Source organism: Paraburkholderia sp. LEh10 (assembly GCF_017814945.1).
Taxonomy (GTDB): domain Bacteria; phylum Pseudomonadota; class Gammaproteobacteria; order Burkholderiales; family Burkholderiaceae; genus Paraburkholderia.
Genome location: NZ_JAGIPX010000004.1, coordinates 14,579 through 36,603, shown reverse-complemented (window position 1 = coordinate 36,603; position 22,025 = coordinate 14,579). Strand labels below are relative to the sequence as shown.

The following is a 22,025-nucleotide window of genomic DNA, read 5'->3' as shown; positions in this document are numbered from 1 at the left end:
GTCGACTCCGTCGCGATTTGCCATTCAATGAGACTGACAGACTATACCGATTACTCGCTGCGCGTGCTGCTTTACCTCGCAGTTCGTTCTGAAGGACTGGCAACGATACAAGACATCTCCGATGCCTATGGAATATCGAAGAATCATCTGATGAAGGTGGTTCAGCGGCTCGCCGAACTTGGCTGGGTCGAAACCGTGCGAGGGCGCAATGGCGGCTTGCGGCTATTCGAGCATTCGTCGGCATTGACGGTGGGCGAGGTGGTGCGGGCGGCCGAGAGCGACTTCACGCTCGTGAGCTGCTTCAACGGCAGCGGCAGCGGCGAGCCGGGCGCCCACCGCGAATGTGTCATTCAGTCGCAATGCAGACTGAAGGGCATACTCGAAGCGGCGCGCGAAGCATTCTTCCGTGAACTCGACCGCTATACGATCCGCGATATCGCGGAGCCGGCTTCACCGCTGATGTCGTTGCTCGGACTCAAGCCGTCCGCCACCGTCGTGCCGATCGTGCCGGCGCCCGCCGCGCCCGCTGCGTCGGCGGGAGTCTGAGCCGCTCTGCCGTATCCGCGGGCGCCCAGATTTCGTGCCTGGGCGTTTCATACGCCCGGGCGTGCCTGCGCCCGCCGATTCCGCCGCCGCACATGCCGCGCAGTGCGGCGGCCGCTGCCTGCCGCCCGTCGCCGGCTTTCGCGCGGCTACGCGCCGGGCTACACTGGCCTTCGGCTTTCCGCTGCAGTTCCGACCGCATGTCGTGATCAGCGTCGAATCGAGGCCAATCGTGCAATTCCCTCTCCCTGATGCAAAAAAGCGCTTGAAACCCAAATAAAACGCCTCATTTTGGTGGTAATCGAAATTGGAGGTCTCTAGATGAGAATCGACAAACTCACCACTAAATTCCAGGAAGCGTTGGCCGATGCGCAAAGCCTTGCCGTCGGCCATGACAATCAGTACATCGAGCCCGTCCACCTGCTCGCCGCACTCGTCGCGCAACAGGACGGCTCCGCGCGCTCGCTGCTATCGCGCGCCGGCGTCCACGTGCAGGCGCTGCAAACCGCGTTGAACGACGCAATCACGCGTCTGCCGCAAGTGCGGGGCACGGACGGCAACGTGCAGATCGGCCGCGACCTCACGGGCCTGTTGAACCAGGCCGACAAGGAAGCGCAGAAGCTCAACGACACCTACATCGCGAGCGAAATGTTCCTGCTCGCCATCGCCGACGACAAAGGCGAGGCGGGCCGTTTCGCGCGCGAACACGGCCTGTCGCGCAAGTCGCTCGAAGCGGCCATCGTCGCCGTGCGCGGCGGCGCGCAGGTGCATAGCCAGGACGCCGAAAGCCAGCGCGAAGCGCTGAAGAAATACACGATCGACCTGACCGAGCGCGCCCGCGCGGGCAAGCTCGATCCCGTCATCGGCCGGGATGACGAAATCCGTCGTTCGATCCAGATCCTCCAGCGCCGGACCAAGAACAACCCGGTGCTGATCGGCGAACCGGGCGTCGGCAAGACAGCGATCGTCGAAGGGCTCGCGCAGCGCATCGTCAACGGCGAAGTGCCGGAGACGCTCAAGGGCAAGCGCGTGCTGTCGCTCGACATGGCGGCGCTGCTCGCGGGCGCGAAGTATCGCGGCGAGTTCGAAGAGCGTCTGAAGGCGGTGCTCAACGACATCGCGAAGGACGAAGGCCAGACCATCGTCTTCATCGACGAGATTCATACGATGGTGGGCGCCGGCAAGGCAGAAGGCGCAATGGACGCGGGCAACATGCTGAAGCCGGCGCTGTCGCGCGGCGAGCTGCATTGCGTCGGTGCGACCACGCTCGACGAATACCGGAAGTACATCGAGAAGGATGCCGCGCTCGAACGCCGTTTCCAGAAAGTGCTCGTCGACGAGCCCACCGTCGAGGCGACGATCGCGATCCTGCGAGGCTTGCAGGAGCGCTATGAACTGCACCACGGCGTCGACATCACCGACCCGGCCATCGTCGCGGCGGCGGAACTGTCGCATCGCTACATCACGGACCGCTTCCTGCCGGATAAGGCGATCGATCTGATCGACGAGGCCGCGTCGAAGATCAAGATGGAAATCGACTCGAAGCCGGAAGAGATGGACCGGCTCGACCGCCGCCGCATCCAGTTGAAGATCGAGCGCGAAGCCGTCAAGAAGGAGAAGGACGAAGCGTCGCAGAAGCGCCTGCAACTGATCGAAGAAGAAATCGAGCGGCTCGACCGCGAATACTCGGATCTCGAAGAAATCTGGACGGCTGAAAAAGCGGCTGTGCAGGGCAGCGCCCAGTTGAAGGAAGAGATCGAGAAGACGCGCGCGGAAATCACGCGGCTGCAACGCGAAGGCAAGCTGGAGAAGGTCGCCGAGCTGCAGTACGGCAAGCTGCCGCAGCTCGAGGCGCAACTGAAAACAGTCACGAAGGCCGAGGCGGAAGAGCAGAACAATCCGACGCGTCCGCGCTTGCTGCGCACGCAGGTCGGCGCCGAGGAGATCGCCGAAGTCGTGTCGCGCGCAACGGGCATTCCCGTATCGCGAATGATGCAGGGCGAGCGCGAGAAGTTGTTGCAGATCGAAGAGAAGCTGCATCAGCGTGTAGTCGGTCAGGATGAAGCGATCAGTGCCGTCGCCGACGCGATCCGCCGCTCGCGCGCGGGCCTGTCGGACCCGAACCGTCCTTACGGCTCTTTCCTGTTCCTCGGGCCGACGGGTGTCGGCAAGACGGAGCTGTGCAAGGCGCTCGCGGCGTTCCTGTTCGACGCGGAAGATCATCTCATCCGCATCGACATGAGTGAGTTCATGGAGAAGCACAGCGTCGCACGTCTGATCGGCGCGCCGCCGGGCTATGTCGGCTACGAAGAGGGCGGCTATCTGACGGAAGCCGTGCGCCGCAAGCCGTATAGCGTGATCCTGCTCGACGAGATCGAAAAGGCGCACCCGGATGTCTTCAACGTGCTGCTGCAGGTGCTCGACGACGGCCGCATGACGGACGGCCAAGGCCGCACGGTCGATTTCAAGAACACGGTGATCGTGATGACGTCGAACCTTGGCTCGCAAGTGATCCAGTCGATGGTCGGCGAGCCGCAGGAAGCCGTGAAGGATGCCGTCTGGGAAGAGGTGAAGCTGCATTTCCGGCCGGAGTTCCTGAACCGGATCGATGACGTCGTCGTGTTCCATGCGCTCGACCGCTCGAACATCCAGTCGATCGCGAAGATCCAGCTGGAGCGCGTGCACGAACGGCTGGCGAAGCTCGACATGCAGCTGGTCGTGTCGGATGCGGCGCTGGAGTTGATCGGCAAGGTCGGCTACGACCCGCTGTTCGGCGCGCGGCCTTTGAAGCGCGCGATCCAGCAGGAGATCGAGAACCCCGTCGCGAAGCTGATTCTGGCTGGCAAGTTCGGACCGAAGGAAGTGATCCCCGTCGAGGTGGAAAACGGCAAGCTCGTGTTCGAGCGGGTGGTGCACTAAGCCGCACGCGAACGGATGCATCAGACGCTGGCGTATCCGTTCCTTATCAAAAGCAAAAGGGCAACGAAGCGATTCGTTGCCCTTTTTTTGCGCGGCGTATCAGGCGCCGCGCCTGTCGAACGACACGATGCTCAGGCGTTCTTGTTGCCGAACAGGCCGGCGAGCTGGCTGATCGCGCCTAGCGCGCCGCTCAGGCCGCCCACATCGAGCTTGCCGTCGGCGGGCACTTCGCCGTTTGGCGTCGCGGCGTTGACGACGTGCGGCAGCACTTGCGACAGCAGGCCTGTCACCATCGACGGCTCGACGCCGACCTTCGAGGCCATATTGGCGACGGCTTCGGAACCGAGCACGTTATGCAGCGTATCGGCGGCGATCGGCTGGTTTTCGCCCGTGCTGACCCACGAGTTGATGATGTCGCCCGCGCCGTTTTGCTGGAATCGCTGGATCAGCCCGTTCAGGCCGCCCGGCTGGTTGTTGATGAATTCGAGCGCGGCTGCGACCAGCGCTGCCTGGCCGCCTCCTTCGGGCGCGTTACCGCCGCCGAGCATGGAACCGAGGGTGTCGAGTAGGCTCATGACGATCTCTCTTCAGAAGCCGGCGCGATGCTCATCGAGGTGCGCGCCGGCAGGGAACGAAACGCCGCGCAAAGCGCGGCACCGTGAACGTGAAACGTGAGGGCAGTGAGGCCGCTGGACGCCGATCGACGTGCGTCCTTATGCGCCCGAAGCGGCGGACGCAGCCTTGCTCTTTTTGGCTTTCTTCGACTTCGAAGCAGTCGTCTCCGACGCCATCGCGGGCGCCGCGGCCGCGGATGCCGTGGTCGCAGCGGATGCTGCCGCGTCGCTCTTGCTCTTCTTCTTCGAGGCCTTCGCGCCCGATGCCGCGTCGGCGGGCGCCGTCGATTGCGCAGTGGTTGCGCTCGCAGGCGTCGTCTTCGACATCGTGCCCGCGGACTTGGCGCCCATTGGCGGCGCGGACGAGCCGTTGATCGTCAGGCCCGCCGCTTCGAGATTCTTCACCGACTTCTGGCCGATACCCTTGACCCGGTTGGCGAGATCGTCAGCATCCTTGAACGGGCCGTTTTTCGTGCGTTCGTCGATGATCGCTTTCGCGTGAACCGGGCCGATGCCCTTGACCGATTCGAGCGCGGCCTGGTCGGCCGTATTCACTTCGACGGCGGCCGCAAAACCCGCCGACAGCGACAGGACGAGCGCAACGCACAGCATCAAGAGCTTCTTCAACATGGCAATCACTCCATTGAGGGCGAACAGGTAGCCGGAACGGACGACGCATTCACGTTAGCAAGCACTGCGTTCAAGCATAGGACAATTTACTGTCCTCTTTAACCGAACGAACGACGTCGGGCCTCGCGCGATTCCGCCGATTTATACCGGCGGGATCGTGACAAGACAATCGACGCGAACCAAATTTATCGCTTTTGCCCGTTCGCCGGGCCGTCATGCTGCGCGGACGGCAGCGGACGTCGATGCGGCGACGGCGTCGCGTCGCGGCCGCCTGTCCGCGACAGCGGAGCATCGCGCGCCGTCGCGCCGCGCACTTCGAAGCGCACGGTATCGGTGTTCGCGCCGTCCGCATTGACGAGTTCGAGCACATGCCGGCCCGGCCAGGGCAGCCACAGCACGCGCTCGTCGCGGCCGAGGGGCTTGCCGTCGAGACGCCAGTTGCTGCGCGCCGACGAGCCGCTCACGCGTTCGAACACGATGCGCTGGCGCGCGGCGGGAATATCGGGGTCGAGCGCGAACAGCGTGCCGTCCGTGGGCGAGCCGATGCGCGGCGCGGCGGCGCGGGATGAAGCCATGCCCGTGAGCATCGACGCGCGCGCAGTCGGCGGCGAATGCGCTCCTCCCGATACGGCGGGTGAGTTGTCCGTCGTGGCGGTATTCGCGGCGAGCGCAACGACAGGCGTTTGCGTGCCGCTCAGAAACCATTCGTTGCGCGCGGGCTCGACGTTTCCATCGAAGCGCACGCGCGCCTGCACGACGCCCGCCGGCGCGGGCGGCGCGGCGCTCGGCACGCGCCCGTGCAGATAGCCGACGATCGCGGCCCAGATGGGCGCTGCGCCCGTCACGCCCGATACGTCCCACATCGGCTGGCCGTCGGCGTTGCCGACCCAGACGCCCACCGTATAGCGCGACGTGTAGCCGATCGTCCAGTTGTCGCGCATGTCCTTGCTGGTGCCCGTCTTCACGGCCGAAAAGAAGCGCGTCGCAAGCGGACTGTCGAAGCCGAATGTGCGCGTGCGGGCGTTGTTGTCGGACAGGACGGTCGTGATGATGTAGCTCGCGTCGGCACTGAAGACGCGGCGTTGCGGCGAGGGCGCATTCGTGTGAACTCGCAGGTCTGCCGTCGGTGCCGCGACGCCGCCGTTGGCGAGCGCACGATACGCATTGGTCAGCGACAGCAGCGTCACGTCCGCGCTGCCGAGCGCAAGCGAATAGCCGTAGTAGTCGCCGCTTTGGGCGAGCGGCAGGCCGAGAGCGGTGAGCGTCTTCGCGAAGCGATGCGGCGTGACCATCACCAGCGTGCGCACGGCGGGCACGTTCAGCGACGAACCGAGCGCCGTGCGCACGCTCACCCAGCCCTTGAAGTCCTTGTCGTAGTTTTGCGGAATGTAGAGGCCGCCTCCCGCCGCGAGATCGAGCGGCGCGTCGTCGAGCAGCGATGCCGTGGTGAGCCGCCTTTCGTCGATGGCCTGCGCATAGAGGAACGGTTTGAGCGTCGAGCCCGCCTGGCGGCGCGCGAGCACGGTATCGACATCGCGCGCGCCCGACAGGCCGCCCGACGATCCGACCCACGCTAGCACGTCGCCTGTCGCGTTATCGAGCACGACGACAGCGCCGTCATGCACGTTGCGCGGATGCGCGGGCGCGTTGAGCTCGACGAGGGTGCGCGTGAGCGTATTGCTGGCAAAACGCTGGAGCCTCGCGTCGAGCGTGCTCGTGATCCGCGCGCCTGCCGTGGGCTGCGTTTCGCTGGCGACGCGTCGCGCGAAATGCGGCGCGAGCGTTTCTTCATCGGGCGAGACGGACAGCAGCGCGGGAGCGGGGCGCGCGAACGCGAGCTGCACGAAGCTCGCGAGATTCGCGCAGCGCTCGGGCGCTTTCATGTCGCGCAGGATACGGCACGCGCGGTCGCTGACCTTCGCATACGACGCGTTCGGCGCGCGGATCAGCGCGGCGGCGACGGCGGCTTCGCGCTCGTCGAGGCCGGAGGGAGCCTTGTTGAACAGCGTGATCGACAACGCGGACAGCCCGATCGTCTCGCCGCGAAACGGCACGAGGTTCAGATACGCTTCGAGAATCTGGTCCTTGCGCCACGTGCGTTCGAGCCACAGCGCGCTCACGGCCTGATTCGCTTTCTGCGCGAGCGAGCGTTGACCGGAGTGCTGCGGATCGTCGTCGAGCAGTCCCGTCAGCTGCATCGTGACCGTCGACGCGCCACGCGTGCGCGTGTTCCACAGATTCGCCCATGCAGCGGCTGCCGCGCCGCGCCAGTCGACGCCGCTGTGCTCGTAAAAGCGTTTGTCCTCCGAAACGACGATCGCTTCGCGCAGCGCAGGCGATACATCCGCAAGCGCGACCCAGTCGCCGCGGCGCCCGGTCTTGTCGACGCGTGTGCGTTGCAGCGGCACGCCGTCGCGCGAGAGCAGCAGCCAGTCGGAGCTGCGCCATTGCGTGCGCACGTCGTTGAAGGTCGGCAGTGCGTGTGCGGCGAGCGGCGTCGTGATCAAAACCGCGCACACGGCGATGCGCGCGAACGCAATCGGGCTTCGCAGTCTCGGTGCGCGATCGAACGGACGGTTGAGTGTCCAGTTGCGGCTCGTTGTGTTCGTGCCGTTCATCGCGCGCTCCGTCACTGCGCCGATGGCTTCACGACGACGGGCGCGTTCGGCAGCACGCCGAACGTCGACGGCGCATAGAGCGCCTCGACGCGCGTCGGCGGCAGGCCGAACGTGCCGACATTGTTCAGCCGCACCGTGTACTCGACCGAGAACTTGCCCTTCGGCACATAGTCGTAGTACGCACGATAGCCGTCGAAGCCGCGCTCGACGAATGCCGGCCACGCATGGCCTGTCGACTTCTCGCCTTCCGTTGCCGCTTGCGAGTCGCGGCCGAGTCCCGTGCCCAGTATCGTCGCGCCCGCAGGGACGGGATCGTTGACGACGACCCAGGTCATGTCCGTCTGCGCATCGACATCGAGATGCACGCGCACGATGTCGCCGCGCGTGTACGCACGCTTCACGGCGGGATCGACGGGCGTGACGGTCTTCGTGATCCGATATCCGGCGGCGAACGGCGCTTTCAATGCGACGGCGGCAAGGCTCTCGATCGTCGCCCAGGGTTTGCCGGCGCCGTCGTGTGTGAGCGTGAGCGGGACCGACGCGCTGCGTGCTTCAGGGGGCCACGGCAGCAACTGGCTGCGCGTGTCGGCCGTCTTCGTGATGGCTGTCGCGGATGCGTAATTCGCGGCGGCCGAAGCGGGCTGGTTCCACGAAATCGTTTTGTCCGTCGTGCCGAGTTGCAGCTTCGTTTGCCCCGCGACGGGCATGCTCTCGAACACCTGCGAGAAGCGCTGGACAGCAATCGAGCCCCACAGGTTCGCGGTCGTCGTCTGCCATGCGCCGTTCCTCTGCAATGCGAGCAACCCCGCGACGAGGCGCGGCATCTCGTCCTTCCAGCCAGGCCGGTCGACGAAGGTGAGCGCGGTGCGAGCCGCGTTGGTTTCAGTGCCCGTCATCAGCCACCAGAGATCGTCGTTACCAGCCGTCGAGAAGGAGAGCCGCGTGCCTTGATACGTGAGCCGCGAGCGAATGATCTGCTCGGTCTGCGCGAGCTTTTCGTCGCGCTGCGCGATGTCCTTCACGCGTGACAACACGGCGTAGTAGTCGAGCACGGCCGAGGTCGGCCACTGGTTCGGCGCGATCTCGATCGACGCAAGCATGCTGGCGCGCGCGGCGCCGTGCCGCGACAGGGCTTCGAGCGCGGCGAGCTTGCGCAGGTCGAGATCCTGGCGCGGCGCCCAGACATTGCGCGCGAGCCGTCCTTCGACGAAGTTCACGAGTGCGTCTTCGAGCTTCGCGCGCAGGTCGTCGGGCAGCGCGAAGCGCGGGTCGAGCTTCGCGGCCTCGTCGGTCACGGACAGCAGATAAGCGGTGAGCGTCACGCTGCCCGTGTTGCCGCTGTCGTCGCCGGGCGGGAAGTAGTTCGCGAGGCCGTCGCGGTCCAGATAGACGGGCATGCGCGCGACCACGGCTTGCCAGCGCGCCGCGTCGCGCAAGCCGAGCGCAACCGAGGTCTGCTGTTCGAGGCAGCTATACGGGTAGCGCTCGAACCAGCGCCGCACGCCCGGCATGCCGTCGGACAGCTTCGATTGCAGCGACACCGCGATGCCGCCGCGCAGCGCGCCCGCTTGCGTCGTCGTTGCATCGGGCGGCGCTGCGACGGGCAGCGAGAACGAGCCGTCGATTTGCGTGAGCGTCGCCTGTTGCACGGTGATGGGCACGGCGGCCGTCACGCGCTGCGTGACTTTGAGCGCGTCCGCCGCGTGCGCTGCGCCTTGCTCCGTTGCCGCGATGCTCCATGTCAGCGCGGCGGGCGTGGCCTCGGAAAGACCATCGGGCGGCGTGACCGTCCACGCGACTTCGCGCGCCGCGTTCGCCGCGACGTCGACCGTTTGCGGCTGCAACGACAGCCCCGGCACGTTTGGCGTGACGGCGACCTTCATCGCGCGCGCCGTGGTGTTGCGCACCGTGAACTGCGCGCGGAACTGGTCGCCTTCGCGCACGAGCGGCGGCAAGCCGGAGATCAGTTGCAGGTCCTGCGTGCTGCGGATCGACGTGCTGCCCGTGCCGAACGCGCCGTCACCGACAGCGGCGATCGCGACGATGCGAAAGCTCGTCAGCGAATCGTTGAGCGGGACGTCGATGAACGCTTCACCGTTTGCGTCGAGCGTCACGCGCGGATTCCATAACAGCAGCGTGTCGAACAGCTCGCGCGTCGAGCTGTGTCCGCCGCCGCCGCCCGCCGGCACGGCCTTGCGTCCGAAGTGGCGGCGCCCGACGATCTCCATCTGCGCGGTCGCTGTTTCGACGCCATAGGCGCGCCTTTGCAGCATCGCGTCGAGCACGTCCCAGCTGGTGTTCGGCATCAGTTCGAGCAGCGCTTCGTCGACGGCGGCCACCGCGATCTGCGTGCCTGCCGGCGCGGACCGGCCACCCGGCATCTGCACGCGCAGCTTCACGTGCGCCTTGCCGCGCACCGCGTACGACTTCGCGTCGGGCGTGACCGTCACGGCGAGCCGGTGCGCCGCCGTGCCGACCTTGATCTCGGCGAGACCATAGCGGAATGCGGGCTTCGACAGATCGACGAGCGGCGTCGGCGCCTCGTAATAGCGGCCTTCGTACCAGAACGCGCGCGCCCATTCGAGGGGCGCCTTCCAGCCCCACGTGAAGAACGAGTACCACGGCACGTCGCGGATGCGCCCGCGCAGCGCGAGCACCGACACATACACGTTCGGCCCCCACGCTTCGTTCACCTTGAGTTCGACGGTCGGGTCCTTGCCGTCCAGCTTCACGACATGCGTTTCGACGATGCCTTCGCGCTCGACGGCCACGAGCGCCGTCGCGAAGCGAAAGGGCATGCGCACCTGGAAGCGGGCCGTCTCGCCGGGTTCGTAGGCGGTCTTTTCCGGCAGCACGTCGATGCGGTCGGTGTTTTCGCCGCCGAACCACAGGTCTTCCTCGCGCGTGACCCAGACGGACGTCGCGGCCGTCGACACGTGGCCGTCGCCGTCCTTCGCCGTCACGACGAGATCGACGTTGCCCGCTTCCTTGAGCGTCGCGTCGCACGTCATCAGGCCGTGGTCGTCGCTCTTGCCGGTGCAGAGCGTGCCGAGGTCCTTCGTTTCCGTGTGGTTGTCGTACGCATAGAAGCCGCCGACCATCCGCTTTCGCGACGAGATCGTGATGCGTGCGATGCCGCGCACTTCGAGCGGCACGCCGGCGCGCGGCTTGCCTTGCAGATCGACGGCCAGCGCCTTCACGGGCACGGTGTTGCCCACCGATACCCATTGCCCCGACTTCACGCCCGCGACGACGGCCGCGGGCCAGAGCGTCGCGCTGCCGCTGATGGTCTGCACTTCGCCGTTCGGGTCGGCGAAGGTGGCTTCGAGCGCGAGACGCTTCGGTGCGTTGACGGAGGGCAGGCTCTTCAAGGTCAGGCTGCCGGAGCCGTTGCGGTCGAGCGTCACGGGTTCCTTGTCGGCGATCAGCTTCGACGTGTCATCGTCGGATGCCGGTTCGCTTTCCTCGTCGTCCGACGACGCATTGGTCTCATTGCGCTTTCTGTACGGCGCGAAGCTGAACTCGGGATAGGTGCCGGCAAACCCGGGCGTCGTGCTTTTCATCAGCGCCGACACCTGCACGGGCAGCCCCGACGCGCCGCCGCCCGACATATAGTCGATCTGCAGCGCAAGCGGCGCCTCGCTCGCGGCGACGAGGGGACGAGTCTTCTCGTCGCGCACGGCAATCGTGCCTTTGAACACGGGCAGCCGGAATTCCTCGACGCGGAAGCTGCCGGACGAATAACTGTGCCGCGCGGAACCGGCATCGCTGTCGTCGTCCGCTTCGTTGCTTGCGTTGTCCACGTTTTGCGCGGACGCGTTCGGATCGCCATCGTCGAGGGTCACGCTGTACTCGCCGAGCTTCGCCGAGGCGGGAATCGCGAACGTCGAGTCCGCTGTGTGATCGGCGGTCCACTTGAGCGGCATGTGCCATGTCTGCCCGCTGCCGAGATGACGGATCGTCACGCGCGTCGGATACGTCTTCGGGAACGCGAGGCCGCGCATCGTCTCGGCGCGGATCATATGTTTCATCGACACCGTTTCGCCCGCGCGCAGCAGCGTCCGGTCGAACACGGTATGCGCGCGCACGGTCTGATCGGCGCTCGTGTCCGTCGGCACGTTGAAGCGCCACGCTTCGATGCCGCGATTCCAGTCCGAGCGCACGAACGCCATGTCGTGGCCCGTTTTCGGATCGTCGATGCGCGCGGACACGAACAGGCCCTCGAAGCTGTCTTCGTTGCACGCGGCGCGCGCGCTCAACGGCTGGTTGATGGCCAGAACGCCGTGCGCGTCGGTCTTGCCCGACGCCAGCGCGTCGCCGTTGCAGTCGCTCACCTGCACGTCGGCGTTCGGCACGGGCTGGCCTTTATCGAGCGTCGTCACCCATACGACGCTGTTCTCGCGTCCCTGCTTGAAATGCACGCCGAGGTTCGTGACGAGCACGGCCGTGCGCACGTACATAGGCGCCTGTTTGCCGAGCAGCGACGCGCCGAGCGCGGGCGACGCGAGTTCGATCACATAAAAGCCTGGCTTCGTGATGGGCACGCCGACCACTTCGAAAGGGCGCAGCGTTTTCGGCTCGGCCTTCGGCAGCGCGAGCCTTTCGACGTTTGGCTGACCGGCGAGCAGCGACAGCGAGCGCAAGTCGATCTGCGGGTTCTTGCGGTCTTCGTTCGGGTCCAGGTCTTCGCCTTGACGCGGCACGATGACGGGATGCGGATTGTGCGCGAGCAGTTGCGGCATCTGCTCGTTGATCCATGCGCGGTTCATCGTGAAGCCGTCGAAGCGCTCGACGCTGCGCATCCAGCGCCGGATGTCGAGATCGGCATCGACGCGCAGCTTCGTGAACTGTGCGCCGCCCGCGTTGAGCCCCGCGATATGCAGATCGGCCTCGACATTGCGCAGCGTGACAGGCACGAGCGCGGGCATGTCCGGCTCGGCAAACCGCTCGATGATGCCGAACGTGCCCGACGAGAACTTCGCGAGCGGCGGCAGCGCGGCCGTCGTGGTCTTCAGGGGGAACAGGTCCGCGTTGGTCAGCCCTCGGCCGCTCGCGTCCTTGAGGTCCGGCGGCAGTTCGATGGTCAGCTCGGCGCGCTCGGGCAGCGGCGCGGCGAACTCGACCGCGCTGGTCTGCGCGTCTTTGTCGTCGGGCGAGAAGGTCGGCTTGAGGTCGCCTTTTGGCCCTTTGAGGCGGATTCTTTCCGCGTCGGCGCGCGCGATCGGCGCGTTGAACTGCACGCGCAGCGGACGCAATGGCGTACACGGCGCCTTCGCGTTTTCGCGCTCGCAACTAAAGCTCGCCGCGAACGGCTCGCGCACCGTGAAGTCGAAGCGGCGCTCGACGTCGTTCGCGATGCCGCCCGGACTCGCGACGCCCTTGCCGTAGACGAGCTGCGCCTTGGTGCCGGACGGCAGCGCCTGCTGGCACTGCAGCGTCAGCACGCGCGCCGCTTCCTTTTGCAGACGGAAACGCTTGAGCAGCGCTGTGCGCGTCGCGGCATCGACATCCGTCACCGGGATGCGGTTGCCAAGTCCACTCGATTCGCACCACACGTTCTGACGCACCGACGCGTCCGTCGCCTGCCCGTTCAGACGCACGATGAAAATCTGGTTTTCCTCGATCTCACCGCCGTACGGCTCGACGCTCTGCACGAACGGACCGCCTGTTTCGAACGCGTAGTGGCGCGGACCCGTCAGCGGGTTGCCTGCCGACGACTTCAGGCCATCGTTGAGATCGACGGAACAGGCGACGCCCGGCGGCAGATCGGCGTTGAAGTCCCACGCCCAGGTCTTGTCGTCGATCCAGCGCGGCTGGCCGGCGCTGGCGGCCGCGTCGCCGCATTTGACGCGCGCGGGCGCGGGCAGATTGGGTGCGCCGAACGGGACCATCGCTTCGTCGAACTTGACGACCACCTGCCGCACCTGCGCGACCTTGCCTTGCGGCGAGACTTGCGTGATGCGTGCTGCGTCGGCGCGCCAGGCGACGGCGGCGAGCAGGGCGAGCGTCACAGCCGCTTCAGTTGCCCCGATCCACTTGCGTTTGTTGGTGCCGCTTGCCACGCTTTGCATCGACTGCGCTCCCGGTTTCATTTTTCTTTCAGATGGCAGCCGATTCTAGCCGATGCGTGCAGCGCCTCTGCCCGCGCGTTTCGTGGAATTGTGTCGAATTTTGTTAGCGACCAGATTGCGCTTGACTTAGAGTTCACTCGAAGTCCTAACCTGAGTTCCGTCATGTCGAAAGCTCTCACGATCGGTCAGGTCGCCGCGACGAGCGGCGTCTCCACGCATACGCTGCGCTACTACGAGCAGGCGGGATTGTTACGCCCCATTGGCCGCACGGATGCGGGGCATCGTCTGTATTCCCCCGCCGATCTCGACTGGCTGCAGTTCGTGATGCGCCTGAAGGCGACAGGCATGCCGATCGCGGGCATGCAGGCGTTTGCCGCGCTGCGCGCCGAAGGCGACGCAACGATCGGCGCGCGTCGCGCGATGCTGATCGAGCATCGCGATGCCGTGCTGGCGCGCATCGAGGAGCTGCAGACTAATCTCGCCGCAATCGACGACAAGATCGCGGTGTACGAAGCAGCCGGACATGAGGCGTCATCGACTGGACATATCGACCAATCATTCGTAAAGGACTCACTATGAAACACGCACACGATGACCGCTATGCACGCGGCTGGGACAAGCTGAAGGAAATCGACGGAACGGCAGGGGAGAAGGTGATCGCGGCGCTTGCGCCAATTGCGCCCGATTTCGCACGTATGTTGATCGAGTTTCCGTTCGGCGATGTGTACAGCCGTGCGCAACTGGACCTGCGCTCAAGGGAGATCGCGACGATCGCGGCGCTCGCCGCGCTGGGCAACGCGCAGCCGCAGCTCAAGGTGCATGTCGAGGCGGCGTTGAACGTCGGTTGCACACGCGACGAGATCGTCGAGGTGTTCATCCAGATGGCCGTTTATGCGGGATTTCCGGCGGCGTTGAATGCGCTCTTCGCGGCACGCGAGGTGTTCGAGCGGCGGGATGAGGAGAAGGCGGCGGAGGTGGCGGACTAGCCGCGGCAAGCGACATTGCAAGCAGGACAAGGTGTTTCGAACGCAACTAACGGTCTGTTGCTACTGCATCCTTCCAAACGGCGAATGCGGCACACGCTGGACCCCAGTCTTCAATGAGATGTCGTCAGGATCGAGACGACGAAGATGAGCGCGCGTCGCAAGGCTGGCGATCGCTTGTGACACGCGCTCGCAGGCGGCGATACGTCAGCGGCCGCGCACTGCCTGGCGGGCGTCGTCACACGGCGTCATCCGCCTGCTGCGCGCGGCCCGTGTGCGCCGAGCGCGCGCTGATCCTGCGCAGATAGGCGGCGAGACCGGCGCCCGCAATCAGCAGGCTCGCCGTGTTCGCCAGCCAGAAGCCGCGCGCGCCCGTGAAAGAGTCGGGCACCCATCCGCCGACGTCGAAGCCGAGCGCGTAGCCGCCGCCGATTCCAACGCCCCACAACGCGACGGCATAGATCACGGTCGGCACGACGGCCACGCGATATGCGCGCAGCACGAATGCCGACGTGATCTGCAGCGCATCGCACACATGGTAGAAGACGACGATCAGCACCAGCGGCATCGCCGCCGCCGCGACATGCGCGTTCGGCGTATAGCCCGCGATGATCACCGGCCGCAGCGCGAGCACGATTACGCCATAGCAGCACGCGATCGCCATCGCCATCACGATGCCGTGCCGCGCGAGCGTGCGGGCCGCTTCGTAGCGATGCGCGCCGAGCGCCTGCGCAACCAGCGTCGATGTCGCGATCCCGATCGACAGCGGCGTCATGTACAGCACCGCGCCGATGTTGCCCGCGATCTGATGGCCGGCGAGCGTCGTCGTGCCGAAGCGCGCGATGAAGAGGGCCATGAACGTATATGACGTGACTTCGATCAGATACGACAGGCCCATCGGCACGCCGAGCCTCAACTGCGCAGCTTGCCGCTTCCAGACGGGCCAGCAGAAGTGCCGGAAGATCGCAAACGGGCTGAACACATCGAGCTTCGTCATCGCCAGCATGCCGACGATGGCGAGCGCCCAGTTGATCGTGATGCTGGCGAGCGCGGCGCCCGGGCCGCCGCGCGCGGACACGCCAGGCCCGCCGAAAATCAGCCACGTGTTGAGCGGCAGCTTCAGCAGCAACGCGCCGATCTGCAGGATCATCACGAGCCGCGGCTTGCCCACGGCGTTCGTCAGCGAGCTATAGACACGAAACGTGAGGCTCGCGGGCAAGCCGAACGCGAGAATCTGCAGATAGGACACGGTGCGCTCGCGCAGCGCTTCGGGCGCGCGCGCAAGTTGCAGCAGCGGATGAGGAAAGTAGAGGATCAGAAACCCGATGACAGCGAGCGCGGCCGCGAGCCACAGCGACTGGCGCACTTCCTCGCCGATCTCCTCGTAGCGCGCCGCGCCGTACAGTTGACCGGCGATCGGCTGCAGCGCGGTCAGGATGCCCGTCAGGCCGATATACACCGAGATGTAGATCGACGAGCCGAGGCCGAGCGCGGCCAGATCCGTCGCCGAGTAGCGGCCGACCATCGCCGTATCGATCACGCCGAACGCGATGATCGCGAGTTGGCCAATCAGCACGGGCCATGCAAGCCCGGCGATTTTCCGCACATCGGCGAACATGGTCAGCCGCTTTTCTTCGGACGCCAAGGGCGGCGCTTGACGGGCGGCTGCGGGCGATCGATGCGTACGTACAGCCGGAAACGTTCGTCGCGGTCCGCAACGCGGCGGCCTTCCCAGACGAGCTTCCAGACGAAGTTCGACATCGCGCTCGGCTCGCCGAAGTCCTGCGTGTCCTGGCGCAGGATCACGTCGCAGTCTTCATCGAACGAAAAGTGCATGTCGCCGAAATAGGCGAACGTCGCGATCTGCGCGTCGCCGAGACGCACGGGTGAGATGCAGTTGTAGTCGGACGGCAAATGCGCGGCGATCTGCTGGGCGACGTCCTTGTAGGTCCGGCTATAGTTGACGACGGGCAGCCACAGCGTCATCAGCAGCACCCACATCAGCGTCGTGCCCGCACTCGACAGCACGACGCTGCGCCACAGCACCTTCGGATGCCGCGCGACGCGCCATTGGACGAGCGCGAACCAGCACACCGTGACGGCCACCGCGCACACGAACGACAGAATCTTGAACTGCGGGCTGAAGCCGGGCGCGAGCCGCGCGAGATTGCGCGCCAGTTGATGCGGAAAGCCCGTCATGCCCGCGAGCCACACCAGCCAGACGAACGTGCCGAGCACGGTGAAGCTCAACACGGCGAACCAGTCGATCGCGTTGATTGCGCCGCGCTTGAGCGTCGGCAGCGCGAACGCGGCGATGACCGCGAGCGCGGGCATCAGCAGCATGTAGAGACGGTTCGACCCCTGGCTTTGCAGCACGACGAGAATGAGCAGCGGCGTGATCACCGACAGCGGAATCGCGACGTGCGGCGCGCGCCGCAGCCCGGCCCAACTGAACCATGCCCAGATCGCGAGCGGCCACGCGGGCCACGCGAAAAGCGGCAGGTTCTTGACGGCATAGCGCAGCGTCGAACCATACGGGCCCGCGAACGCATGCAGGCTGCCGCGCATCCACTGATGGAGGAACCATACGGCGTCGTCGGGGTAGAGCGCGATGGCCGCGAGCGGCCACGCGACCGACAACGCCAGCGCGACAGGCAAGCCGGCCAGCATCAGCGTGCGCCAGTGCGTCTCGTGCACGATGACCATCATCGAGAAGGTGCCGACGAGCAGCGCGCCGACCAGGACGGGACTACTCGTCAGCGTGACGAGGCCGATCGCGCAACCCCAGATCAGCGCCCCTTGGACGGGCTTGTCGATCATCCGCACGAGGCCGTAGACGAGCATCGCGATGCAGACGAATTGCGCAATCTGCGGTGTGGCCTCGTGGCCGCGCTCGGCGAGGCCGAAGGTGGCGAGCAGGATCAGCAGCGCGCCGTCGCCGAGCGTGCGGCCATAGTCGCGCGGTTCGGGTTCGCCGCCGAATGCATATTTGAACGGCTGCACTTCGGGGCGGCGGCCAAGCAGATAGGCCGCGTACCAGACGAACGCACATGCCGCGCAGAACAGCAGGCCCGTGAACACGCGCGACGCATTGCTCGCGTCGACGAGCGGATCGAGCACGCGCATCGCGCTCGCGCCAAGCCAGTAGCCGAGCGGCGCATCCGACGTCATGTATTTGCCGACGAGATTCGGCAGCAGCCAGTCGTGCAGCGAACCGTTGGCCATCGTCCACATGACGCCGAAGCCGGCTGCGTCTTCGTTCTTCCACGGATCGCGGCCGAACAGGCCGAACGACGCGTACACGACGCAAATCGTGAGCAGCAGCCAGCGCGGCAGCGCGCTGGTGGCGGAGGCGGTAAGGCGAACGACAGATCTCATGCGGTATTCGTGTGGGCTCTCGCGGAACGGCAGCCGTCAGTTATTGGTGGAGCGCAGGAGGCGTCTCGGATTCTGGCATGCGGCATTGTAGTCGTGTGGCGCGGTGCACGTCACAATCGCCCGCCGAGGCGTGTATTGAAGCGCGCTATGACGGCGGCAGCAGGAACGGTTTGGATGCGTGCGCGGGTGATGGCTCGGGAAGCGGCTTCGAACCGCGGGGCACGCCGGGAACCGCGCGCAACAAACCTTCCACCGACAAAAAAGGGCAGCTTGCGCTGCCCTTTTTGCATCTCTCGGCCACGAGCGGAAGTCGTGGCCTCTGATGTGCGATACCGCGGTATTACTTGACGGCCTTGCCCGATGCGCGGGCGCCGAACTTCTTGTTGAACTTCTCGACGCGGCCGGCCGTGTCCATGATCTTTTGCTGGCCCGTGTAGAACGGGTGCGATTCGGACGAAACTTCGATCTTTGCCAGCGGGTACGTCTTGCCGTTGTATTCGGCCGTTTCACGTGTCTGGATGGTCGAGCGCGTCACGAACTTGAAGTCGTTCGACATGTCGACGAACAGGACTTCGCGATAATTCGGGTGAATGCCTTCTTTCATGGTCTTTCCTTTAGTCTGGCGGTAGCCAACCCGGGAGCCGGAGAATTCCGCAACCGCGAGCCACTTGCCTAAGGTCGAAAAACGGCAATTATGCCAGAAAATCAGACCTTTGACGAGCTTCGTGGATGTTTTTCGCAAGCTTCGGCGGCGGGCGGACCGCTTTCGGTTCGTTCAGCCGCCCGTCTGGTCGAGCGCACCCGTGCGCGCCGGGTCCTGCCGGTAATAGCGGGCAAGCAGCCGGTAGAGTTCGGGATACTCCGCCTCGAATTCGCGCGGCTTCACGAACAGCGCCTCGCTGCACACGGCAAAAAATTCCGACGGATGATCGGCGGCGTAGGGATCGATCAGCGAGTCGCGTTCGAAGCGCGACCAGCGGCGTTCGGGCACGGCGTCCACCTTCGCGCAGAACTGGTCGTATGCGTGATCGAATACGTCGCTCCACTGCGCGGAATCGAGCGGCGCGTGCAGCCTGCGAAAGAGGGGCGGGTGGCCGTCGGCTTCGCCCGTCACCATGTCGATCTTGTGTGCGAACTCGTGGATCACGACGTTGTAGGCGTCCGAGCCGTCCGTCATCTGCGCGTCTTCCCACGACAGGATCACGGGGCCGCCTTCCCACGCTTCGCCGCTCGCGTCGTGCTCGACTTCGTGCACGACGCCGTCTTCGTCCTCGACCGTCTTGCGGATCACGAACTCGCCAGGATAAACGATCACGCCCACCCAGCCGCGATACAGATCGAGCCCGAGGTTCAGCACGGGTAGGCAGGCCTGCACGGCGATCGCGACCGTGATCTGATCCGTCAGTTCGAGTTCGTGCGCGGTGGAAAACTCCTTTTGCGCGATGAAGAGGCTCGTCATATCGCGCAGGCGCGCGAGGTCAGCGGCGCCGAGACGCGAAAGGAACGGCAGGCCATCGAGGGTCGCCTGCCATAGCGCGTCGTCGATTGCGTGGGTGCGCAGCGCGCGGTCGCGGCGGCGCGTGTCGAGCCATTGAGTGAGTTTGGAAAACATCGCGCCGGTGTCTGTCTTCGCTTGCGTGGTCGATATGTGTCGGATCGAATCGATTCTAAACCGCGACGTTTACGCTTTCTCGCCCTTGCCGGCAGCGCGCTTCAGCGCAGCCGCGGCGCGCCGCTTTTGAATCAGTTCATCGGCGCTTTCGCCGTCGAGACGCCGCTGCACATAGTCGAGATCGTCGCTCAGTTCGGCCTTCAGCTTTTGCGCTTCCTTCAGCTCGCGCCGCACGGACTCGATGCGCGCATCGAGCGAGTCGACCTGCTGTGCAAGGCCGTCGCGGATCTGGCGCAGCGATTCCATCGAGTAGCCGCTGCGTCCGCTTTCCGTTTTTTCGAGCGGGCGCTTCAGCATCTCGGTGATGCCCGCCAGCGAGAAGCCGAGCGCGCGCAGCCGCAGGATGCGCGCAAAGCGCTCGAGATCGGCCTCGTCGTAAAGCCGATAGCGGCCTTCGCTACGGCTCGGCGTGACGAGGCCGCGTTCCTCGTAGTACTTGAGCGTGCGCGGCGTGACGTTCAGACGTTCGGCTGCGTCGCGCACGGTCAGCAGAGTGGAGGAAGCGTCGTTCGGCATGGGAAGGTTGATGGATCGGCGGGACGTAAAGAATTATAGATAAACGTGTACGTTCAGATGCATGCGCGTGCAGCGATCGGAATGTGCTGAAAAGAAAAACGCCTGCACAATGGCAGGCGTTTTTTGTACAGATGCGCGCGCTGCGCGGGACGTCAGCCGCCGCGGCGCATCATGTCGAAGAACTCGGCGTTGTTCTTCGTCTGGCGGATCTTGTCGAGCAGGAATTCCATTGCTTCGACTTCGTCCATGTCGTGGATGAACTTGCGCAGCACCCAGATCTTTTGCAGGATCTCGGGTTTGATCAGCAGTTCTTCACGGCGCGTGCCGGACTTGTTCAGGTTGATCGACGGATAGACGCGCTTTTCCGCGAGACGGCGTTCGAGGTGCACTTCCATGTTGCCCGTGCCCTTGAACTCTTCGTAGATCACGTCGTCCATGCGGCTGCCCGTTTCGATCAGCGCAGTGCCGATGATGGTGAGCGACCCGCCTTCCTCGATGTTGCGCGCCGCGCCGAAGAAGCGCTTCGGACGCTGCAATGCGTTCGCATCGACACCGCCCGTCAGCACCTTGCCCGATGCCGGCACGACCGTGTTGTACGCACGCGCGAGACGCGTGATCGAGTCGAGCAGAATCACGACATCGTTCTTCATTTCGACGAGGCGCTTGGCTTTCTCGATCACCATTTCGGCGACCTGCACGTGACGCGCGGCGGGTTCGTCGAACGTCGACGCGATCACTTCGCCCGCCACCGAGCGCTGCATTTCCGTCACTTCTTCCGGACGCTCGTCGATGAGCAGCACGAACAGGATGACGTCGGGATGGTTTTGCTTGATCGCGTGCGCGATGTGCTGGAGCATCACGGTCTTGCCGGACTTCGGCGACGCGACGAGCAGGCCGCGCTGGCCCTTGCCGATCGGCGCGATCATGTCGATGATGCGGCCCGTGACGTTTTCCTCGCCACGCATCTCACGTTCGAGCAGCAGCACCTTGTTCGGGTGCAGCGGCGTCAGGTTCTCGAACATGATCTTGTGCTTCGACGCCTCCGGCGGCTGGCCGTTGACCTTGTCGACCTTCACCAGCGCGAAGTAGCGCTCGCCGTCCTTCGGCGTGCGGACTTCTCCTTCGATGGTGTCGCCCGTATGGAGGTTGAAGCGGCGAATCTGCGACGGGCTGATGTAGATGTCATCCGTGCTCGCGAGATACGAGGTTTCCGGCGAGCGCAGGAAACCGAAGCCGTCAGGCAGCACTTCGAGCGTGCCGTCACCGAAGATCGTTTCGCCCGTCTTGGCGCGTTTTTTTAGAATGGCGAACATCAGTTCCTGCTTGCGCAGGCGGTTCGCACTTTCGATCTCGAGACCATTGGCCATCTCGATCAATTGGGACACGTGTAGCGTCTTAAGCTCGGATAAATGCATACGGAGAACCCGCAGAGAAGGTGCGACCTGAAATGAAATCTGGGAGGAGAAGTGAGCGGAACCGCTCAAGGACTTACTCGTCTTTTAGACGTTTTATAGATTCTAGCATAGCACACGCCAAGTCCAGCCTGCGCGGCCGGTTGGTGCCGGCGCATGATTCCTGTTGTCGCGGGACAACAGGAATCATGCGGCTCGCCGGTTGCACAGCATCACTGCACGCGATGCACTGTGGCGAGCCGGGCAGCGCGCATGCAAAGCGCGCCGCCGTGTACGCGGATCAGAGGTTGCCGTCGAGGAACGCGGTAAGTTGCGACTTCGACAGTGCGCCGACCTTCTGCGCAGCGACCGCGCCGTTCTTGAAGAGAATCAGCGTGGGGATGCCGCGTACGCCGAACTTGACGGGCGTGGACTGGTGTTCGTCGACGTTGATCTTGGCGATCTGCAGGCGATCAGCGTAGTCCTTGGCGACTTCGTCGAGGATCGGCGCGATCATCTTGCATGGACCGCACCATTCCGCCCAGAAGTCGAGCAGCACGGGTTTGTCGGATTTGACGACGTCCTGTTCAAACGACGCGTCGCTAATATGCTTGATGTGTTCGCTCATTGTGTGAATACCTCTTTCGGTTCGAGGCCTGCTTTGATTGCCCGCCACGATACAACAAAACC

Annotated in this window: 15 protein-coding genes; 4 read left to right on the top strand and 11 right to left on the bottom strand. The window is 64.9% G+C overall.

Annotation, left to right across the window (positions count from 1 at the left end):
- Positions 1-27: 27 nt before the first annotated feature.
- Together J8I87_RS04365 and clpB are read left to right on the top strand one after the other, a co-directional pair.
- Positions 28-546, top strand: a complete 519-nt coding sequence (locus tag J8I87_RS04365) for an Rrf2 family transcriptional regulator (protein ID WP_209930406.1) — start codon at positions 28-30, stop codon at positions 544-546.
- A gap of 318 nt (positions 547-864) precedes the next feature.
- The gene (gene clpB / locus J8I87_RS04360; protein WP_209930231.1) at positions 865-3,462 is read left to right on the top strand and encodes an ATP-dependent chaperone ClpB; all 2,598 of its coding nucleotides are present in this window, start codon (positions 865-867) and stop codon (positions 3,460-3,462) included.
- 131 nt (positions 3,463-3,593) lie between these two features.
- Here the strand turns inward: clpB and J8I87_RS04355 are convergent, their stop codons facing one another.
- The 4 genes from J8I87_RS04355 to J8I87_RS04340 all read right to left on the bottom strand — a co-directional run bounded on the left by J8I87_RS04355 (position 3,594) and on the right by J8I87_RS04340 (position 13,395).
- Positions 3,594-4,037 carry a YidB family protein gene (locus tag J8I87_RS04355; RefSeq protein ID WP_209930230.1) on the bottom strand — a complete coding sequence of 148 codons (444 nt, stop codon included), beginning with the start codon at positions 4,035-4,037 and terminating at the stop codon, positions 3,594-3,596.
- A 138-nt stretch (positions 4,038-4,175) separates the two neighbouring features.
- Positions 4,176-4,706 (bottom strand): helix-hairpin-helix domain-containing protein, encoded by a 531-nt coding sequence (locus tag J8I87_RS04350; RefSeq protein WP_209930229.1) that lies wholly within the window; start codon positions 4,704-4,706, stop codon positions 4,176-4,178.
- Between the two features lie 185 nt (positions 4,707-4,891).
- A complete protein-coding gene (pbpC, locus tag J8I87_RS04345) occupies positions 4,892-7,324 on the bottom strand; it encodes a penicillin-binding protein 1C (protein ID WP_209930228.1) in 2,433 nt (810 codons plus the stop codon).
- 11 nt (positions 7,325-7,335) lie between these two features.
- Entirely contained in the window at positions 7,336-13,395 is a 6,060-nt protein-coding gene (locus J8I87_RS04340; RefSeq protein WP_245253691.1) for an Ig-like domain-containing alpha-2-macroglobulin family protein, read from the bottom strand.
- 162 nt (positions 13,396-13,557) lie between these two features.
- On the opposite strand from J8I87_RS04340, the gene J8I87_RS04335 reads away from it, so the two are divergent.
- The gene (locus J8I87_RS04335; protein WP_209930226.1) at positions 13,558-13,974 is read left to right on the top strand and encodes a MerR family transcriptional regulator; all 417 of its coding nucleotides are present in this window, start codon (positions 13,558-13,560) and stop codon (positions 13,972-13,974) included.
- Positions 13,971-14,381 (top strand): carboxymuconolactone decarboxylase family protein, encoded by a 411-nt coding sequence (locus tag J8I87_RS04330; protein ID WP_209930225.1) that lies wholly within the window; start codon positions 13,971-13,973, stop codon positions 14,379-14,381. The genes J8I87_RS04335 and J8I87_RS04330 overlap by 4 nt, the downstream gene beginning before the upstream one ends.
- 235 nt (positions 14,382-14,616) lie before the next feature.
- Here the strand turns inward: J8I87_RS04330 and J8I87_RS04325 are convergent, their stop codons facing one another.
- The 7 genes from J8I87_RS04325 to trxA all read right to left on the bottom strand — a co-directional run bounded on the left by J8I87_RS04325 (position 14,617) and on the right by trxA (position 21,963).
- Complete coding sequence (locus tag J8I87_RS04325; protein WP_209930405.1) at positions 14,617-15,996, bottom strand: MATE family efflux transporter; 1,380 nt, start codon at positions 15,994-15,996, stop codon at positions 14,617-14,619.
- 2 nt (positions 15,997-15,998) lie between these two features.
- A complete protein-coding gene (locus J8I87_RS04320; protein WP_209930224.1) occupies positions 15,999-17,756 on the bottom strand; it encodes an ArnT family glycosyltransferase in 1,758 nt (585 codons plus the stop codon).
- Positions 17,757-18,096: 340 nt separating this feature from the next.
- On the bottom strand, positions 18,097-18,360 hold the full coding sequence (locus J8I87_RS04315) for a type B 50S ribosomal protein L31 (protein ID WP_209930223.1): 264 nt from the start codon (positions 18,358-18,360) through the stop codon (positions 18,097-18,099).
- 171 nt (positions 18,361-18,531) lie between these two features.
- Positions 18,532-19,368, bottom strand: coding sequence for a M90 family metallopeptidase (locus tag J8I87_RS04310; protein WP_209930222.1), 837 nt, complete (start codon positions 19,366-19,368; stop codon positions 18,532-18,534).
- Positions 19,369-19,437: 69 nt separating this feature from the next.
- Positions 19,438-19,944, bottom strand: coding sequence for a MerR family transcriptional regulator (locus J8I87_RS04305; protein WP_209930221.1), 507 nt, complete (start codon positions 19,942-19,944; stop codon positions 19,438-19,440).
- Positions 19,945-20,096: 152 nt separating this feature from the next.
- Positions 20,097-21,359: a transcription termination factor Rho gene (gene rho, locus J8I87_RS04300; protein WP_012400357.1), complete on the bottom strand. Its 1,263-nt coding sequence runs from the start codon at positions 21,357-21,359 to the stop codon at positions 20,097-20,099.
- A gap of 277 nt (positions 21,360-21,636) precedes the next feature.
- Entirely contained in the window at positions 21,637-21,963 is a 327-nt protein-coding gene (gene trxA, locus J8I87_RS04295) for a thioredoxin TrxA (protein ID WP_007586494.1), read from the bottom strand.
- Positions 21,964-22,025: the final 62 nt, after the last annotated feature.

What these genes read in the sequence shown, in the direction of transcription:
- clpB (WP_209930231.1), top strand. Translation starts at nt 865, where the DNA reads ATGAGAATCGACAAACTCACCACTAAATTCCAGGAAGCGTTGGCCGAT.
- pbpC (WP_209930228.1), bottom strand. Translation starts at nt 7,324, where the DNA reads ATGAACGGCACGAACACAACGAGCCGCAACTGGACACTCAACCGTCCG.
- J8I87_RS04340 (WP_245253691.1), bottom strand. Translation starts at nt 13,395, where the DNA reads ATGCAAAGCGTGGCAAGCGGCACCAACAAACGCAAGTGGATCGGGGCA.
- J8I87_RS04350 (WP_209930229.1), bottom strand. Translation starts at nt 4,706, where the DNA reads ATGTTGAAGAAGCTCTTGATGCTGTGCGTTGCGCTCGTCCTGTCGCTG.
- J8I87_RS04355 (WP_209930230.1), bottom strand. Translation starts at nt 4,037, where the DNA reads ATGAGCCTACTCGACACCCTCGGTTCCATGCTCGGCGGCGGTAACGCG.
- rho (WP_012400357.1), bottom strand. Translation starts at nt 21,359, where the DNA reads ATGCATTTATCCGAGCTTAAGACGCTACACGTGTCCCAATTGATCGAG.
- J8I87_RS04320 (WP_209930224.1), bottom strand. Translation starts at nt 17,756, where the DNA reads ATGAGATCTGTCGTTCGCCTTACCGCCTCCGCCACCAGCGCGCTGCCG.
- J8I87_RS04310 (WP_209930222.1), bottom strand. Translation starts at nt 19,368, where the DNA reads ATGTTTTCCAAACTCACTCAATGGCTCGACACGCGCCGCCGCGACCGC.
- J8I87_RS04325 (WP_209930405.1), bottom strand. Translation starts at nt 15,996, where the DNA reads ATGTTCGCCGATGTGCGGAAAATCGCCGGGCTTGCATGGCCCGTGCTG.
- J8I87_RS04330 (WP_209930225.1), top strand. Translation starts at nt 13,971, where the DNA reads ATGAAACACGCACACGATGACCGCTATGCACGCGGCTGGGACAAGCTG.
- J8I87_RS04335 (WP_209930226.1), top strand. Translation starts at nt 13,558, where the DNA reads ATGTCGAAAGCTCTCACGATCGGTCAGGTCGCCGCGACGAGCGGCGTC.
- trxA (WP_007586494.1), bottom strand. Translation starts at nt 21,963, where the DNA reads ATGAGCGAACACATCAAGCATATTAGCGACGCGTCGTTTGAACAGGAC.
- J8I87_RS04305 (WP_209930221.1), bottom strand. Translation starts at nt 19,944, where the DNA reads ATGCCGAACGACGCTTCCTCCACTCTGCTGACCGTGCGCGACGCAGCC.
- J8I87_RS04365 (WP_209930406.1), top strand. Translation starts at nt 28, where the DNA reads ATGAGACTGACAGACTATACCGATTACTCGCTGCGCGTGCTGCTTTAC.
- J8I87_RS04315 (WP_209930223.1), bottom strand. Translation starts at nt 18,360, where the DNA reads ATGAAAGAAGGCATTCACCCGAATTATCGCGAAGTCCTGTTCGTCGAC.